This is a genomic window from Staphylococcus sp. 17KM0847, from assembly GCF_013463155.1.
In the GTDB taxonomy this organism is placed as follows: domain Bacteria; phylum Bacillota; class Bacilli; order Staphylococcales; family Staphylococcaceae; genus Staphylococcus.
On sequence record NZ_CP040781.1, the window covers coordinates 938,830 to 955,358 of the forward strand.

General features: G+C 36.9%; 15 protein-coding genes. 14 read left to right on the top strand and 1 reads right to left on the bottom strand.

The annotated features are described in order from the left end of the window. The first annotated feature begins 125 nt into the window (after nucleotides 1–125). From cymR to ltrA, 3 genes are all read left to right on the top strand, one after another. On the top strand, nucleotides 126–545 hold the full coding sequence (gene cymR / locus FGL66_RS04425; protein ID WP_180810380.1) for a cysteine metabolism transcriptional regulator CymR: 420 nt from the start codon (nucleotides 126–128) through the stop codon (nucleotides 543–545). A gap of 90 nt (nucleotides 546–635) precedes the next feature. Continuing rightward, nucleotides 636–827 (top strand): CsbD family protein, encoded by a 192-nt coding sequence (locus tag FGL66_RS04430; RefSeq protein WP_180810381.1) that lies wholly within the window; start codon nucleotides 636–638, stop codon nucleotides 825–827. A 546-nt stretch (nucleotides 828–1,373) separates the two neighbouring features. Beyond that, the gene (gene ltrA / locus FGL66_RS04435) at nucleotides 1,374–2,660 is read left to right on the top strand and encodes a group II intron reverse transcriptase/maturase (RefSeq protein WP_180810382.1); all 1,287 of its coding nucleotides are present in this window, start codon (nucleotides 1,374–1,376) and stop codon (nucleotides 2,658–2,660) included. Between the two features lie 76 nt (nucleotides 2,661–2,736). Here ltrA and FGL66_RS04440 read toward each other — a convergent pair whose 3' ends face one another. Beyond that, on the bottom strand, nucleotides 2,737–3,744 hold the full coding sequence (locus FGL66_RS04440) for an LLM class flavin-dependent oxidoreductase (protein ID WP_180810383.1): 1,008 nt from the start codon (nucleotides 3,742–3,744) through the stop codon (nucleotides 2,737–2,739). Nucleotides 3,745–3,954: 210 nt separating this feature from the next. Between FGL66_RS04440 and FGL66_RS04445 the strand changes: the two genes are divergently transcribed. The 11 genes from FGL66_RS04445 (at nucleotide 3,955) to FGL66_RS04495 (ending at nucleotide 16,528) form a co-directional block, all read left to right on the top strand. Beyond that, on the top strand, nucleotides 3,955–5,106 hold the full coding sequence (locus FGL66_RS04445; protein WP_180810384.1) for a cysteine desulfurase family protein: 1,152 nt from the start codon (nucleotides 3,955–3,957) through the stop codon (nucleotides 5,104–5,106). Then, nucleotides 5,103–6,215: a tRNA 2-thiouridine(34) synthase MnmA gene (gene mnmA / locus FGL66_RS04450; RefSeq protein WP_180810385.1), complete on the top strand. Its 1,113-nt coding sequence runs from the start codon at nucleotides 5,103–5,105 to the stop codon at nucleotides 6,213–6,215. The genes FGL66_RS04445 and mnmA overlap by 4 nt, the downstream gene beginning before the upstream one ends. Before the next feature lie 47 nt (nucleotides 6,216–6,262). Further along, nucleotides 6,263–6,937 carry a tetratricopeptide repeat protein gene (locus FGL66_RS04455; RefSeq protein WP_180810386.1) on the top strand — a complete coding sequence of 225 codons (675 nt, stop codon included), beginning with the start codon at nucleotides 6,263–6,265 and terminating at the stop codon, nucleotides 6,935–6,937. 2 nt (nucleotides 6,938–6,939) lie between these two features. Continuing rightward, entirely contained in the window at nucleotides 6,940–9,324 is a 2,385-nt protein-coding gene (gene recD2, locus FGL66_RS04460; RefSeq protein WP_180810387.1) for an SF1B family DNA helicase RecD2, read from the top strand. Between the two features lie 255 nt (nucleotides 9,325–9,579). Then, nucleotides 9,580–12,210, top strand: a complete 2,631-nt coding sequence (gene alaS, locus FGL66_RS04465) for an alanine--tRNA ligase (protein WP_180810388.1) — start codon at nucleotides 9,580–9,582, stop codon at nucleotides 12,208–12,210. Between the two features lie 65 nt (nucleotides 12,211–12,275). Beyond that, complete coding sequence (locus FGL66_RS04470) at nucleotides 12,276–12,548, top strand: IreB family regulatory phosphoprotein (RefSeq protein ID WP_180810389.1); 273 nt, start codon at nucleotides 12,276–12,278, stop codon at nucleotides 12,546–12,548. Beyond that, nucleotides 12,541–12,969 (top strand): Holliday junction resolvase RuvX, encoded by a 429-nt coding sequence (gene ruvX / locus FGL66_RS04475; protein ID WP_180810390.1) that lies wholly within the window; start codon nucleotides 12,541–12,543, stop codon nucleotides 12,967–12,969. Before FGL66_RS04470 ends, ruvX begins: the two co-directional genes overlap by 8 nt. Nucleotides 12,970–12,982: 13 nt before the next feature. Next, nucleotides 12,983–13,306, top strand: coding sequence for a DUF1292 domain-containing protein (locus tag FGL66_RS04480; protein WP_180810391.1), 324 nt, complete (start codon nucleotides 12,983–12,985; stop codon nucleotides 13,304–13,306). Nucleotides 13,307–13,678: 372 nt separating this feature from the next. Then, on the top strand, nucleotides 13,679–14,323 hold the full coding sequence (locus FGL66_RS04485) for an O-methyltransferase (protein WP_180810392.1): 645 nt from the start codon (nucleotides 13,679–13,681) through the stop codon (nucleotides 14,321–14,323). After that, nucleotides 14,316–15,245: a peptidase U32 family protein gene (locus FGL66_RS04490; RefSeq protein WP_180810393.1), complete on the top strand. Its 930-nt coding sequence runs from the start codon at nucleotides 14,316–14,318 to the stop codon at nucleotides 15,243–15,245. The genes FGL66_RS04485 and FGL66_RS04490 overlap by 8 nt, the downstream gene beginning before the upstream one ends. A gap of 17 nt (nucleotides 15,246–15,262) precedes the next feature. After that, on the top strand, nucleotides 15,263–16,528 hold the full coding sequence (locus FGL66_RS04495) for a peptidase U32 family protein (protein ID WP_180810394.1): 1,266 nt from the start codon (nucleotides 15,263–15,265) through the stop codon (nucleotides 16,526–16,528). The last annotated feature ends 1 nt before the right edge of the window (nucleotide 16,529 follow it).

Sequence of the window (16,529 nt, forward strand, 5' to 3'; positions counted from 1 at the left end):
GGTACTCCCTCCATTTTAAATTGTTAGATATAGGATTTGAGTATCGTTTGTACTCTTTTCGTAATGGTATTATAATAATACAAATAAAAGATATTCTAAGCAAATAGGATGGATAGGTGAGATAAATGAAGATATCAACTAAAGGTAGATATGGATTAACATTGATGATCGCTTTAGCTAAGAGAGAAGGGACAGGATGTGTCTCGTTAAAAACAATTGCAGAAGAGAATGATTTGAGTGACCTATATCTTGAACAACTTGTAGGTCCATTGCGTAATGCAGGATTAATTAGAAGTGTACGTGGTGCTAGGGGAGGTTACGAACTCAAATTGTCAGCTGAAGAAATTACAGCAGGAGATATTATACGTTTACTAGAAGGTCCTTTAACTATTGTGGAACGTATTGAGTCTGAGCCGCCAGCACAACAACAATTATGGCTGCGTATGCGTGATGCAGTCAAAGAAGTGTTGGATCAGACGACATTGCAATCACTTGCACAGTATCAAGATCAAGAGCAGTTAGAAGGCTATATGTTCTATATTTAAAATATGATATGCCTAAAAATTTACATTTGATGTTTAGCGTGTTTTGATAAGGGTATACAAATAGTAATCACAATTATGGAGGGAATTAATATGACAAACGGTGAAGGTAAATTCGATCAATTAAAAGGTAACGTAAAAGAAACAGTAGGTAATGTTACAGATAATGAACAATTAGAGAATGAAGGTCAAGGCGATAAAGCAGCAGGTAAAGTGAAAGAAGCTGTTGAAAATGTGAAAGATAAGGCAACAGATGTTATCGATAAATTAAAAGGCGATAAGTAATACAAAATGGACATCAACCTTTACGAGGTTGATGTCCATTTTTAGGTGCGCCCGGCATGGGTAATAACTTGACGGTGAAAGTCCGTTACAGGCTTGGTAGTAGGAACTGTTAGCGAAAGACAAGGGTGTCCATCGTGAGGTGGAATCTGAAGGAAGTCGGACGCAAACACTCGCGCTGACGAACAGAAATATCATATTAAGGCTATGTAGAATGGACGAGTTTGCCTAACACGATAAAGTCCGATACTACCCGAGTTCTATATAGTAAATGATGCAGTGATGTGAGTGGAAAGTGATTACGCTTACCCGGGGAGGTCTCATCAGCGACAGAATGCCGTAGTAACAACGAATGATGAGAAGTCAGCAGAGGTCATAGTAGGTAGAAATACTGAAGGACTGAACAATATTCATACAAAGTAAAGAATGGAGGTTATAGATTTACGATGTACAGAAAACGGTAAGTACCGGCAACTTATAGAGAGATAAGTAGTGGAACGAAAAAGGGTATATAAGTGTGTACAGTAAATCTTAGGTGAAATGAAAGAAATGTATCGTGAGTCTCCATCACTGATGGAGCTTGTTGTAAGACCAAGTAACATTGAAAAAGCGATTAAGAGAATTAAGAAAAACAAAGGAGCACCTGGAATTGACGACATGAAAGTCAGTGAACTGAATGGACACTTTGCGCAATACTTTCCACAAATTAGGAAGAAACTGCTTGATGGCACATATAAACCACAAGCAGTAAGGAAAGTTGAAATCCCGAAACCAAACGGGAAAAAGCGTGTGTTGGGAATTCCTGTCGCTAGAGATAGAGTTATCCAACAAGCCATTAAACAAGTCATTGAACAGAAAATCGACCGTACATTCTCAAAACACAGTCATGGCTTTAGACCCAATCGCAGTACAGGCACTGCACTTAAGCAATGTGCAACGTACTATGAAGAGGGCTATTCGGTCGCAGTTGATTGTGATTTAAAACAGTGCTTTGACATGCTGAACCACGATAAGTTGATGTATTTATTTGAACGTCATGTTCAAGATAAAGCAATTTCAAAGTTCATTCGTAGAAGTTTACAAGTTGGAGCGATAGACCTCAACGGTAACTACAAAAGTAGGGAAATTGGTGCGCCACAAGGTGGCGTTATATCACCGCTACTATGTAACATCTATCTACATGAATTAGATAAAGAACTGGAAAAACGTGGACATCGTTTTGTTCGTTATGCCGATGATTTTGTCATCTTTGTGCGTTCAAAACGAGCAGGTCAACGTGTCAAGGAAAGTGTGACAAAATTTATCGAAAAAGACCTTAAACTCATTGTAAATAAGGAAAAGAGTAAAGTAGGTGCAGTCACACATTTAAAGTTCTTGAGTTGTCTAATGACCAAAGTAAATGGCATTTATCGTTTCAGACCGACTATGGAAGCCAAAGGGAATTTAAAACACTCCTTAAGACGTCTAACGAAACGAAATAGACCAGGGACCTTCAAAGAGATTATAACAGAAATTAATCAAGTGACTCGAGGGTGGATAAATTACTTTGGTAGAGGTTTTATTAAAGATTTTATAAAGAGGTTACAATCTTGGTTAAACCGACGCATTAGACAACTAATTCTCAAAAGATGGAAGAACCCAAAAACGAAATACAAGATGTTACGTAAATATGGACTTGACCATAAAAGTGCCATGAAAATCGCACAATCGCGTAAGAAGTATTGGCGACTCTCAAGCACCAAAGAAGTCCATCTCGCGCTTACAACAAAACAACTCTACAAGTGGGGACTAATACCGTTAGTCGAACTTGCAGAGTTGGCTTACGCAAGATATTGAACCGCCAAGTACGGGTCCGTACGCTTGGTGGTGTGAGAGGACGAATAGTCAATTAATGGCTATTCTCCTACTCGATTTATTGGATTGCTAATGTCTCCATCACTTCTTTAAAATAGCGATAAGAGCGATGTTGTAATTGCGTGTCATATATATAGCTGACAGCCATAATTTCATCAATATTGCCATAATGATGGATAAAGTCCTGGATGTGTTGGGCAACAGTTGTTTGATCACCTACTAGGGATTGACGTATACGCGCATCTGACAATGTCACTTCATGTGGTGACAATACGGAATGAATATTTTTAACTGGGGGTTGCATTTTTTGCATACGCCCTTTCATAATGCTTGCAAACATTTGGGATTGCGTCGTTGCCAAGTAATGCGCCTCATCATTTGTGTCAGCCATCACGACATTGAGACATACAATAATATAAGGTTCTGATAAATATTCAGAAGGCTCAAATAGTTCTCGATAAATGGCTAAAGCTTCTTTCATCTGTTGTGGTGCAAAGTGACCTGCAAAGACATAAGGAAGCCCTTTACGTGCAGCGAGATGTGCAGAGTCTGTTGATGATCCTAATACATAGAGCGGAATATCTTTACCGACAGCAGGAATGGCTTTGACGTAACCTTGTTTGGTATCTGGACCAAAATATTGTAAAAGTTGATCGATTTCTTCTGGAAAACGATAGACACCATCATGTTGTTCTCTACGCAATGCTGTTGCAGTTGCCATATCTGTTCCGGGAGCACGTCCCAGTCCTAAATCAAGACGATCACCGTAAATCGTTTTAAGTGTGCCGAACTGTTCTGCTACAACGAGTGGTGCATGGTTGGGTAACATGATTCCACCTGAACCAATACGCATATTTGCTGTATGTGCAAGTGTATGTTGGATAAGTATTGCTGTTGCAGAGCTGACAAGATTCGGGGCATTATGGTGCTCTGCAATCCAATAACGTTCAAATGATAGATCTTCTAGTGTCTTTGCAAGTTCGACCATATCATCAATTGCTGTATGTTCTGATCCACCCTCTCTAATAGGAACAAGGTTTAATGCTGAATATTTCAAATGACTCATTGTATCCTTCCTTTCTTTTTCTGAAATCAGTATAGCATCTGAATGTTGAATAAGCGTTTAACTTGCTTGTTACACAATAATTGCAGTTGTTTAATATTCGTCATACAATGATAGTAATTCGTTTGTTTTGTATTGAACAGACTACTAGCCAATTAAAACATGGAGTGCTAAAATAGCAACATTAAAATGAGAAGGAAGGACTGTCATATTATGGGTATTTATGCAGATTATGCTGCTACAACACCAGTTAAATCAGAAGTGATAGATGCGATGATGGATATATATCAAAACCACTTCGGTAACCCGTCTTCTATTCATACACAGGGCCGAGATGCACGTCGCTTTTTAGACGATTCACGTCGAGCAATTGCAAAAATTTTAAACGTACGGCCTGCTGAAATTATTTTTACGAGTGGCGCAACAGAGTCCAACAATACTGTTATTAAAGGGATAGCATATGCGAATCAAACCAAAGGGAAACACTTGATTACGACAAAGATTGAACATCACTCTGTGCTACATGTTTTTGAACATTTAGAACAGCAGGGCTTTGAAGTGACTTATTTAGATGTCGATACGTCTGGTATAGTGGATCTTGAACAATTGCGAGGCGCTTTGCGAGAGGATACAATATTAGTATCTATTATGCTTGTAAACAATGAAGTAGGGACAGTTCAACCTATTTATGACATTCAATCCATAGTTGATTCAGCACCTCATGCTTATTTTCATACGGATGCCGTTCAAGCAGCAGGGCATTTGGAGTTAAATATAGAAGATTTACAAGTCGATGCACTTAGCTTATCAGCCCATAAATTTGGAGGTCCTAAAGGTACAGGATTACTTTATATCAAACAAGGTACAACAATAGCGTATCAACAACTTGGTGGAGAACAAGAAACTAAGCGACGTGCAGGTACTGAAAATATTCCACAAATTGTTGGACTGACAACAGCGCTAACATTAGCTGATAAGCAACGTGATGCGCATAATATTCATATTGCACAATTAAAAGAACAATTGCTTGTTGGTTTACAGAATCGAGCCATTCCTTTTGAAGTGAATGGCTCGATGATGGATACAACGAATCATATTGTCAATCTCTATTTCCCTTTTATAGATGTCGAAACATTACTTACACTACTGGACTTAGAAGGTATCTATGTGTCATCTGGTTCGGCATGTACAGCGGGATCAACCATACCCTCTCATGTATTGTCGGCGATGTACGGCGAGGATGAACGCGTAACACATTCCATTCGAATTAGTTTGCATGAGACATTGACAGAACAGGATATGAATCAAATCATTGTGGCGTTACAAAAAATATATTTAAAATTTAAAGAGGAGGAACATGCGTGACAAATAAAAATACACGTGTCGTTGTCGGAATGTCAGGCGGCGTAGACAGTTCGGTGACTGCATATTTATTAAAAGAGCAAGGGTACGATGTCATTGGTATCTTTATGAAAAATTGGGATGATACGGATGAGAATGGTGTATGTACAGCAACAGAAGATTATAATGATGTTATCGCGGTATGTAACCAAATCGGTATTCCATACTATGCTGTGAATTTTGAACAAGAATATTGGGATAAAGTTTTCACTTATTTCTTAGATGAATATAAAAAAGGGCGCACGCCTAATCCAGATGTGATGTGTAATAAAGAAATTAAATTTAAAGCCTTTTTAGAACATGCATTAAAATTGGGTGCAGACTATGTGGCAACAGGTCATTATGCACGTGTTCATCGTACGGAAGACGGTCGTGTCGAAATGTTGAGAGGCATCGATCAAAATAAGGATCAGACCTATTTCTTAAATCAACTTACAGAAGCACAGTTGCAAAAAGTGATGTTCCCAATTGGTGACATTGATAAAAAAGAAGTACGTAAAATTGCATTAGAACAAGATTTAGCAACTGCGAAGAAAAAAGATTCAACAGGGATTTGTTTTATTGGAGAACGTAACTTTAAAACATTTCTCTCTCAATATTTACCAGCACAATCAGGTGAAATGCGTACATTGAATGGCGTATATAAAGGCATGCATAGTGGCTTGATGTATTATACCATTGGTCAACGCCATGGACTTGGTATTGGTGGAGATGGTGACCCGTGGTTTGTTGTTGGAAAAAATTTAGAAGACAATGTGCTATATGTAGAACAAGGTTTTCATCATGATGCATTGTATAGTGATTATTTAATTGCATCTGATGTTTCTTTTGTTAATGATACAGACTTAACGGAACCTTTAAAATGTACAGCTAAATTTAGATATCGCCAACAGGATACAGGGGTTACGGTAACCAAACATGGTGACAATGCCATCCGTGTCGCTTTTGATGAACCTGTTCGAGCGATCACACCAGGACAAGCAGTAGTACTATATGATGGTGATATTTGCCTAGGTGGTGCGACAATTGACGATGTTTATAAGAACAGTGGTCAATTAAGTTATGTTGTTTAATAAAAGAGATAAAGTGAAAATGATATTGAATAAATGGTGAAAAACATATGGAACAAGAACAAATTCATAATCTAATAAAGCAAGGACAGTATGAACGTGCTTTGCAAGCGTGTTTTGATAATATAGAACAAAATCCAGAAGAAGTTGAAAATTATATTAATTCAGGGATTCTGCTTGCTGAGGTAGGAGAAGTTGAAAAAGCAGAGCGATTCTTTCAACGTGCAATAACTTTAAAACCTACAAATGGTGTTATTTATTATAATTTAGCTAACGTTTACTTTAATGAATCACGTTTTCAAGAAGCAGTTAAACTCTATCAAACAGCCATACAAAATCAGTTGGAAACAAAAGACGTTTATTTTATGCTAGGTATGTCTTTTGTACAGTTGGATGCCAAAGATAAAGCACTTCCATTTTTAATGCGTGCATCTGAATTGGATGACACGTTCAATGATCTTGAAGCACAATTTCAATATGGACTCGTGTTATGTGAGCTTGAATTATTTGATCAAGCGATCCCATTATTGAACCGTATATTAGAAAAAGATAATCATCATGCAGATGCACAGTACAATTTGACATTAGCATTATATATGATAAATGAAAATATTGACGCAGCGATACAAGGGTTTCAACGTGCCATTGAAATGGATGATACGCATATGCTAAGTCATCATGCATTAAAGACATTTGAAATGATTAAAAATGAACAGGAGGTGTAAGTGTGGAAAACCCAACACTTTTTGATTATACATATGTTAAAGGCGAAGTGATGTTAATTCTTTTTCAAAATGAGGATAACTTCTATACAGTATTAAAAGTGGAAGTTGATGAAACGAACGGAGACTTTGACGATGAGGTCACAATTGTTGGGTATTTTCCAGACATTGTAGAGGATGAAACTTATACTTTCAAAGGACATACGGTTGAGCATCCTCGATATGGTCAGCAACTCAAAGCAGAAACTTTTCAAAAAGAATTACCGCAAACGAAAGATTCCGTTATTGCTTATTTATCAAGTGCACTCTTCAAAGGAATTGGTGTGAAAACAGCTACTACCATTGTGGATACATTAGGTGAAGATGCAATCCAACAAATTTTGAATGATGCCTCATGCTTATCCAAAGTTCCTAAATTGTCTAAAGATAAGCAACAAGCGATAGCAGATCAAGTGTACCAGAACCAAGAGAGTGAACAAATTATGATTCGACTCAACGACCTTGGTTTTGGTGCAAAACTTGCGATGGATATTTATAAATTTTATCAAAGTGATACACTTAATGTATTGGATCGCAATCCTTATCAATTAGTCTATGATATTAGAGGTGTTGGTTTTAATAAAGCGGATCAGTTGGCACGACAGATGGGTCTACATCCCACACATTCAGATCGTTTACGGGCAGGGATTTTATTTGTTGTAGAAGAAACGTGTATTAAAAATGGTCATACCTATTTACCAACAGAAGCGTTATTAAATGAAGCAGCACAATTATTATCTAAAAATATTGATATAGAAATCCCTTATGATGCAATGGAAACATGCCTTATTCAGTTGGTAGAAGAGAAAAAATTAATCAATATTGATGAAGTCATAGCGATGCCTAGTTTATATTATTCTGAACTTAAAAGTACGCAGAATTTGTATAAAGTGGCACAACATCAACAATCATTAACTCAATTTGAGTTATCAGATATACAGTTACATATTGGTGAGATTGAGACACAAAATGAAGTGAGCTATGCGACATCACAGAAAGAAGCATTAGAATGTGCATTACAAAATAAAATAATGCTATTAACAGGTGGACCGGGTACTGGAAAAACAACAGTCATTAAAGGGATTGTGCAACTTTATGCAGAGATGCATGGCTTATCATTGGATTACGATGATTACGATGAAGGAGAAGCCTTTCCTATTGTACTCGCTGCGCCAACCGGTCGAGCTTCTAAACGTCTAAATGAAGCAACAGGCTTAGAAGCAATGACGATACATCGCTTAATCGGCTGGAATCAAGAAACTAAACCCGATGATTTGTTGGAACATGAAATTGATGCACGATTAATTATTATTGATGAGATGTCAATGGTTGATACATGGCTGTTTCATCAGTTTATGAATGCTGTTCCGATTGATGCACAAGTCGTATTAGTAGGAGATGAAGATCAACTCCCGTCAGTCGGTCCCGGACAAGTGTTTAAAGATTTGATTGATTCTAATGTATTGCCAAGAATTAACCTCACAGAAGTATATCGCCAACAAGATGGTTCAAGTATTATTGATTTAGCACATCGGATGAAGTTGGGGCAGCATGTCGATATTACAGCACGTTATCATGACCGTTCCTTTATTCAATGTCAAACACACCAGATTCCAGATATTGTAGACAAAGTGGTAACGAATGCAGTAAGCAAAGGCTATACGATGTCGGATATTCAAGTGTTAGCACCCATGTATCGTGGTAGTGCAGGCATCCAAAGATTAAATCAAGTATTGCAAAATATTTTAAATCCTAAAGGAGACGAAGCACATCGAGAAATTCAGTTCGGTGATATAGTGTTTCGTCAAGGTGATAAAGTGCTTCAGCTTGTTAATCGTCCGAATGACAATGTGTTTAACGGTGATATTGGGGAGATAGTAGGTATATTTTGGGCAAAGGAGAATGAACTCAATAAAGATATACTGATTGTAGATTATGAAGGCAATGAAATTACATATATGAAATCAGACTTACTTGAAATCACACATGCTTATTGTACTTCTATTCATAAGTCGCAAGGTTCAGAATTTCCTATTGTGATCATGCCAATTGTAAAACAATATTATCGTATGCTACAAAAGCCTATTTTATATACAGGATTAACGCGTGCAAAGCAATCACTCGTCTTTCTTGGAGATCCTGAAGCTTTTAATATAGGTTTACATACGAATGGACAAGCACGTTTAACGCAATTACAATCTTTTTTAGAAACTTATTTTAATGTTGAGACAGCACAAGATATACAGTCAGATCAATTGATGTTGACAGAAGAAACGATGTATCGTATTAATCCAATGATCAATATGGGAGATATAACACCGTATGACTTTTTAGAAATTGACAAAGTTTAAACACTTTTTATATAATCGAAAATAAGTATAAGCGGATAACCGAGTAAATGGAAAGGTGACTTTACAGAGACGTATTGGTGCTGAGAGATACGAGTCCCATCATTGAACGCTATTATGCGCATAGATGAATATAAAACAATGAAGTGATAGTCATAGAAAGATGTACTATAACTAGGGTGGTACCGCGAGACATTCGTCCCTGAAGTGAGGATGAGTGTCTTTTTGTTTGACTAAAGATAATGAGGAGTTGACACGATGAAACAATTAAAAGCAAGTGAAATTAGACAGATGTATATTGATTTTTTTGTTGAAAAAGGACATATGGTTGAACCTTCAGCCCCATTAGTTCCAATCGATGACGATACGTTGTTATGGATTAACTCAGGTGTTGCAACATTAAAAAAATATTTTGACGGACGTGAAGTACCGAAAAAGCCCCGTATCGTGAATGCACAAAAATCTATTCGTACTAACGATATTGAAAATGTTGGTTTTACAGCACGTCACCATACTTTTTTTGAAATGTTGGGGAACTTTTCGATTGGTGACTATTTTAAACGCGAAGCCATTGAATTTGCATGGGAGTTTTTAACGAGTGAACGCTGGATGGCGATGGAGCCAGAAAAACTTTACGTTACAATTCATCCAGAAGATACAGAGGCTTATAAGCTATGGCAAGAAGTGATCGGTTTATCAGAAGATCGCATTATTCGTATTGAAGGTAACTTTTGGGATATTGGTGAAGGACCGTCTGGACCGAATACAGAAATTTTCTATGACCGTGGCGCAGCATTTGGTCAAAATGATCCGACAGAAGAAATGTATCCCGGAGGTGAGAATGAACGTTATTTAGAAGTATGGAACCTTGTATTTAGTGAGTTTAATCATAATAAAGATCATAGTTATACACCTTTACCAAGTAAAAATATTGATACAGGCATGGGATTGGAGCGTATGGCTTCAATCTCACAAAACGTCCGTACAAATTATGAAACAGATCTTTTTATCCCAATTATGGAAGAAGTAGAAAAAATTTCTGGCAAGCAGTATTTAGTCAATACGCAGGATGATGTCGCATTTAAAGTGATTGCCGATCATATTCGTACAATTGCATTTGCGATTTCAGATGGTGCATTACCAGCTAATGAAGGACGTGGTTATGTATTACGTCGTCTATTGCGCCGTGCTGTACGTTTCAGTCAGACGTTAAATATTAACGAACCATTTATGTATCGTCTTGTTGAAATTGTAGCTGAAATTATGGAGCCGTATTATCCAAATGTTAAAGAAAAACAAGACTTTATTGCGCGTGTCATTAAATCTGAAGAAACACGTTTCCATGAGACTTTAGAAGAAGGCTTAGCGATTTTAAATGATTTGATCAAGGTGTCTCAATCACATGACCAGACAATAGCTGGAGAAGATGCATTTAAGTTATACGATACTTATGGTTTTCCGATTGAATTAACGCAAGAAATTGCCGAAAATGAAGGGTTAACTATTGATATGGCAGCTTTTGATACACATATGCAAGCACAGCGTGATCGTGCACGTAAAGCCCGTCAAAATAGTCAATCCATGCAAGTACAGAGCGAAGTATTAAAACAACTGCATACGCCAAGTACCTTTGTGGGTTATGAAGAACTTCAATCTCATAGTAGTATCACAGATATTATTTTAGATGGTGAACATGTAAGTGAGGCAGATGCAGAACGAACAATCTATTTTGTTTTAGATAAGACGCCTTTTTATGCTGTAAGTGGTGGGCAAGTCGCAGATACAGGCATTGTATCGAATGATGAATTTGAAATAAAAGTAACAGAAGTCATCAAGGCCCCGAATGGTCAAAACTTGCATACAGGATACGTGACATTTGGTAAGGTGACAGAAGGTGCAACGGTCACAGCACAGGTGGACGGTAAGGCACGCCAAGCCATTATGAAAAATCATAGTGCGACACATTTATTACATGCAGCATTAAAAGAAGTATTAGGTAGTCATGTTAACCAAGCAGGTTCTTTAGTAGATCAAGATCGCTTACGTTTTGACTTTTCACATATTACAGCGATGACAGATGAAGAGATTCAACTTGTAGAACAACGTGTCAATGAAGAAATCTGGAACAGCATTGATATTGCAATTAACGAAATGCCTATCGATGAGGCAAAAGCCAAAGGAGCTATGGCATTGTTTGGTGAGAAATACGGTGATATTGTACGTGTTGTTGATATGCATCCATTTTCAATCGAACTTTGTGGAGGGACACATGTAAAAAATACCTCTGAAATTGGTTTGTTTAAAATAACAAGTGAATCTGGTACTGGAGCAGGTGTACGTCGTATAGAAGCTGTTACAGGTCAAGCGGCATTTCTATATTTAGAGCGCTACTTGGAACGTTTCAATGCAATTAAGTCACAAGTTAAAGCAAAAGCAGATGACCAAGTTATTGAAAAAGTAGAACATTTACAAACTCAAGAAAAATCATTACAGCAAACAATCGAAGCCAAAAACAAAGAAATCAATGCACTGAAAATGGGAGATGTAGAAGATCAAGTAGAGCAAATTAATGATTTGTCAGTCTTGATTACAGAAGTTGAAGTAGATAATGCAAAAGCAATGCGTACGACAATGGATGACTTTAAATCTAAACTTCAAGATAGTATTATTGTGTTAGCAAGTGATGTTGGTGATAAGGTTTCTTTAATTGCTACTGTTCCAAAACAACATACAGATCGTGTGAAAGCAGGAGATCTTATTAAAGAAATGGCACCAATTGTAGGCGGTAAAGGTGGAGGTCGTCCTGACATGGCACAGGGTGGAGGTACAGACCCGAGTCAGATCACAGATGCGTTACAATTTATTAAAAATTATATTAAAGGATTATAATGCACTTGATTTTCATGATAGAATAGAATACGAAATCTATTTATGGTTTAAGGAGTGTTATGACAATGGCAAATTTTGATAAAACGATGAAGTTTAATTATGATGAAATTCCAAAAGCAGATGTCGCAACTGTTTTGAACAATGTATATCACACTTTGGAAGAGCGTGGTTACAATGCAGTTAATCAAATTGTAGGCTATTTATTGTCAGGTGACCCAGCATATATCCCACGTCATAACGAAGCACGTAATCAAATTAGACATATTGATCGAGATGATATCATGGAAGAACTTGTATCATTCTACTTAAAGCATAGCGATACGGATGACCATGCTTAAACATAAAATTATTGGTCTCGATGTAGGAAGTAGAACGGTTGGTGTAGCAATTAGCGACATGATGGGTTGGACAGCGCAAGGGTTAGATACACTCCATATCAATGAGCAAGAAAATCAGCTCGGACTTGAAACCTTAATTGATATTATTAAGCAAGAGCGTGTAGGGACAGTCGTTATTGGATTGCCTAAAAATATGAATAATTCTATTGGCTTTCGTGGTGAAGCATCATTGCAATACAAAGAGGCATTAGCAGAACGTATGCCCGATTTAAAAATTATTATGTGGGATGAGCGTTTAAGTACGATGGCAGCAGAACGCTCATTGCTTGAGGCTGATGTTTCGAGAGCAAAGCGTAAAAAAGTAATTGATAAAATGGCGGCTGTATTTATATTACAAGGCTATTTGGATTCATTAAATTAAGGAGAGAGCAAATATGACAAACGAAAACCATAAAATGAACGAGTTAGAAATAAATAATGATGAAGCATTATTAACATTGTATGATGAAGAAGGAAACGAAGTATTATATCGTAAAATGTTAGAGTTTTATCATCCTGAATTTGAAAAAGAATATGTCATTTTGGCTGAAGAAGGTGCACAGGCAGATGAAGATGATTTAATTGAACTTGTTCCAATGATTAATCAGCCGGATGAATCAGGTGAAGGTGGCCGTTTTATCCCAATTGAATCAGAAGAAGAATGGGATATGATTGAAGAAGTGGTAAATACAAACTTCGATGAACCAGAAGAGGCATAATTATCTGGTGTGTTATAGCATAGAAAGTGATAGAGCTGATGAGATAATGATCTCATCAGTTCTATTTTCTTTCGTTTTATTTTATGATAAAATGTAATGAAGTTATTTCGGAAAGATAATGAAGCAGTATGGGAAGTGTGATTTTTTTAAGAGAATGAGATGTCTGATTTATGCTTGAATGATGATGAATAGTTGCCTCAATCTCTATAAAAAATTAAGGTTATTATTCTGCTTGCGATTAAAAAGTACTGCTGTTCGATGCACTTTCTTTTCGGGTTATATTTTGTGCAATTTGCCAAATCAGTCACAGCGACTGGTTTATTTTTTGATGATTTTTATGAATAAGAAGCCTAATCAAAGGAAGTTTATATAATGGAAAATTTAAATCAATCTTATTTTTTAAGTTTGCAATCATATAACAGTGCGTTAGATGAATTGCGTGCATTTGCTGAAGCTAATCAAGTCCCTATTGTTGATCAATTATCATTAGATTTGATTAAGCAAATGATAAGGATTGTACAGCCACATCAAATTTTAGAACTGGGTACGGCAATAGGTTACAGTAGTATGCATTTCGCATCTGTTGCACCAGATATTCATATTACAACAATAGAACGCAATCCAGAAATGATTGTACAGGCGAAACAGCACTTTAAAACTTTTGGTTATACGGATCGAATTCGATTGATTGAGGCAGATGCAACACAAGCATTTTCACAAGTCAATGACAGAATATATGATATGATTTTTATCGATGCAGCAAAGGCGCAATCTCAAAAGTTTTTCGAAATATATAGTCCTCTATTAAGAGACGGGGGGATTATTATTACAGACAATGTTCTATACCATGGTTTTGTGGCTAATATCGATATCGTACGTAGTCGTAATGTGAAGCAGATGGTAAAAAAAGTTCAAAAGTTTAATCAGTGGTTGAGTGAACAGACTGATTTTAAAACAAATTTTGTAAATATAGATGACGGATTAGCAATTTCAATAAAGGAGCGTAAATATGACTGAATTATTAGTAACTCCGAAATCTCTCAGTCACATAGAGACATTGATAGATAAAGGGGCAGATGCGTTTGTTATTGGTGAAGAGAAGTTTGGTCTTCGCTTAGCAGGAGAGTTTAATAGAGAAGATATGAAACAAGCTGTGTCACTTATTCATCGGGCAGGTAAAAAAGCATATGCCGCTGTTAATGGTATTTTTCATAATTATCATATTCCAGCAGTAGAAGATTATATCCAATTTTTACATGATATACGTGTAGACCGTATTATTTTTGGTGATCCAGCAGTTGTAATGCTTGTCAAACAACAGGAAAATCCCATTCCCTTACATTGGAATGCTGAAACTTTAGTAACGAACTATTTTCAGTGTAACTACTGGGGACAACGTGGTGCGAGAAGAGCTGTACTCGCACGCGAACTCAGTTTAGAAGAAATATTGAATATCAAAGCACATGCTGATGTTGAAATTGAGGTACAGGTTCATGGTATGACGTGTATGTTCCAATCTAAACGTATGTTACTAGGGAATTACTATACATTTCAAGAGCGTCAAATGAAAATTAAGCGTACGGATCTTGAAGAAGAGACACAGTTATTATTGTATGACGAAGAGCGTGACAATAAGTATCCAGTGTATGAAGATTACAATGGGACGCATATTATGTCACCTAATGATATATGCTTGATTGAAGAACTGGAACCGTTATTTGAAGCAGGAATAGATAGTTTGAAAATTGATGGTTTACTTCATAGTGAAGCATATATTAATGTTGTGACACAACAGTATCGTGAAGCAATCGACTTGTATCACGAAGATCCTGAAATATATGAAGATGAAAAATTTATGCTCGTAGATCCAATTGAAGCCATTCAACCTGAGCATCGACCATTTGACGAAGGTTTTTATTACAAACAAACAGTATATTAATTTGAGGAGAGATAAGGATGAAGGTACTAGAGGAAATACAAGCTGATGTCGCACCCAAAGTTAAAAAGCCAGAACTACTAGCACCTGCGGGTAACCTTGAAAAGTTGAAAATTGCTATTCATTATGGTGCAGATGCTGTTTTTCTAGGTGGTCAAGAATATGGATTGCGTTCAAATGCAGATAATTTTACAATTGACGAAATTCGCGAAGGTGTTGAATTCGCAAATCGATATAACGCGAAAGTATATATTACAACAAATATTATTGCGCATGATGAAAATATGGATGGGCTTGAGTCGTATCTCATGCAATTAGAGGGTACGGGAGCTACGGGGATTATCGTAGCAGACCCACTTATTATTGAAACATGTAAACGTGTCGCACCAAAGTTAGAGATTCACCTTTCTACACAGCAATCACTCAGCAATTATAAAGCTGTAGAGTATTGGAAAGAAGAAGGCTTAGACCGAGTCGTACTTGCACGTGAAACTGGTGCCATGGAAATGAAAGAGATGAAAGATAAGGTAGATATTGAAATTGAAGCCTTTATTCACGGTGCGATGTGTATCGCATATTCTGGGCGTTGTACACTAAGTAACCATATGACAGCACGAGATTCTAACCGTGGTGGCTGTTGCCAAAGCTGTCGCTGGGATTATGATTTATTGACAGTCGATAAAGATGGCGAGTTGGATGTATATTATGAAGATGGTAAAGCTGTACCGTTTGCGATGAGTCCACGTGATTTGAAACTGATTGAGTCGATTCCCAATATGATGGATTTAGGTATTGATTCTTTGAAAATAGAAGGACGTATGAAGTCAATCCATTACATTGCAACCGTTGTTTCAGTATATCGTAAAGTGATCGATGCATATGCAGCAGATCCAGACAACTTTAAAATTAAGCCAGAATGGTTAGTAGAGCTAGATAAATGTGCAAATCGTGACACTGCGCCTGCTTTCTTTAAGGGAACGCCTGGATATGAAGAGCAAATGTTTGGCAATGAGTCTGCTAAGAAATCACCGTTTGATTTTATCGGATTGGTTTTAGCCTATGATGAAACAACACAAATTGCAACAATTCAACAGCGTAACCATTTTAAACCGGGACAAGAAGTGGAGTTTTTTGGACCAGAGATTGATACGTTTACACAAGTCGTTGATGCTATTTATGATGAAGAAGGTAATGAACTTGATGCAGCAAGACATCCATTGCAAATTGTACAAATCAAAGTAGATCGCCCCATTTATCCGAATAATATGATGAGAAAAGAGGTATAAC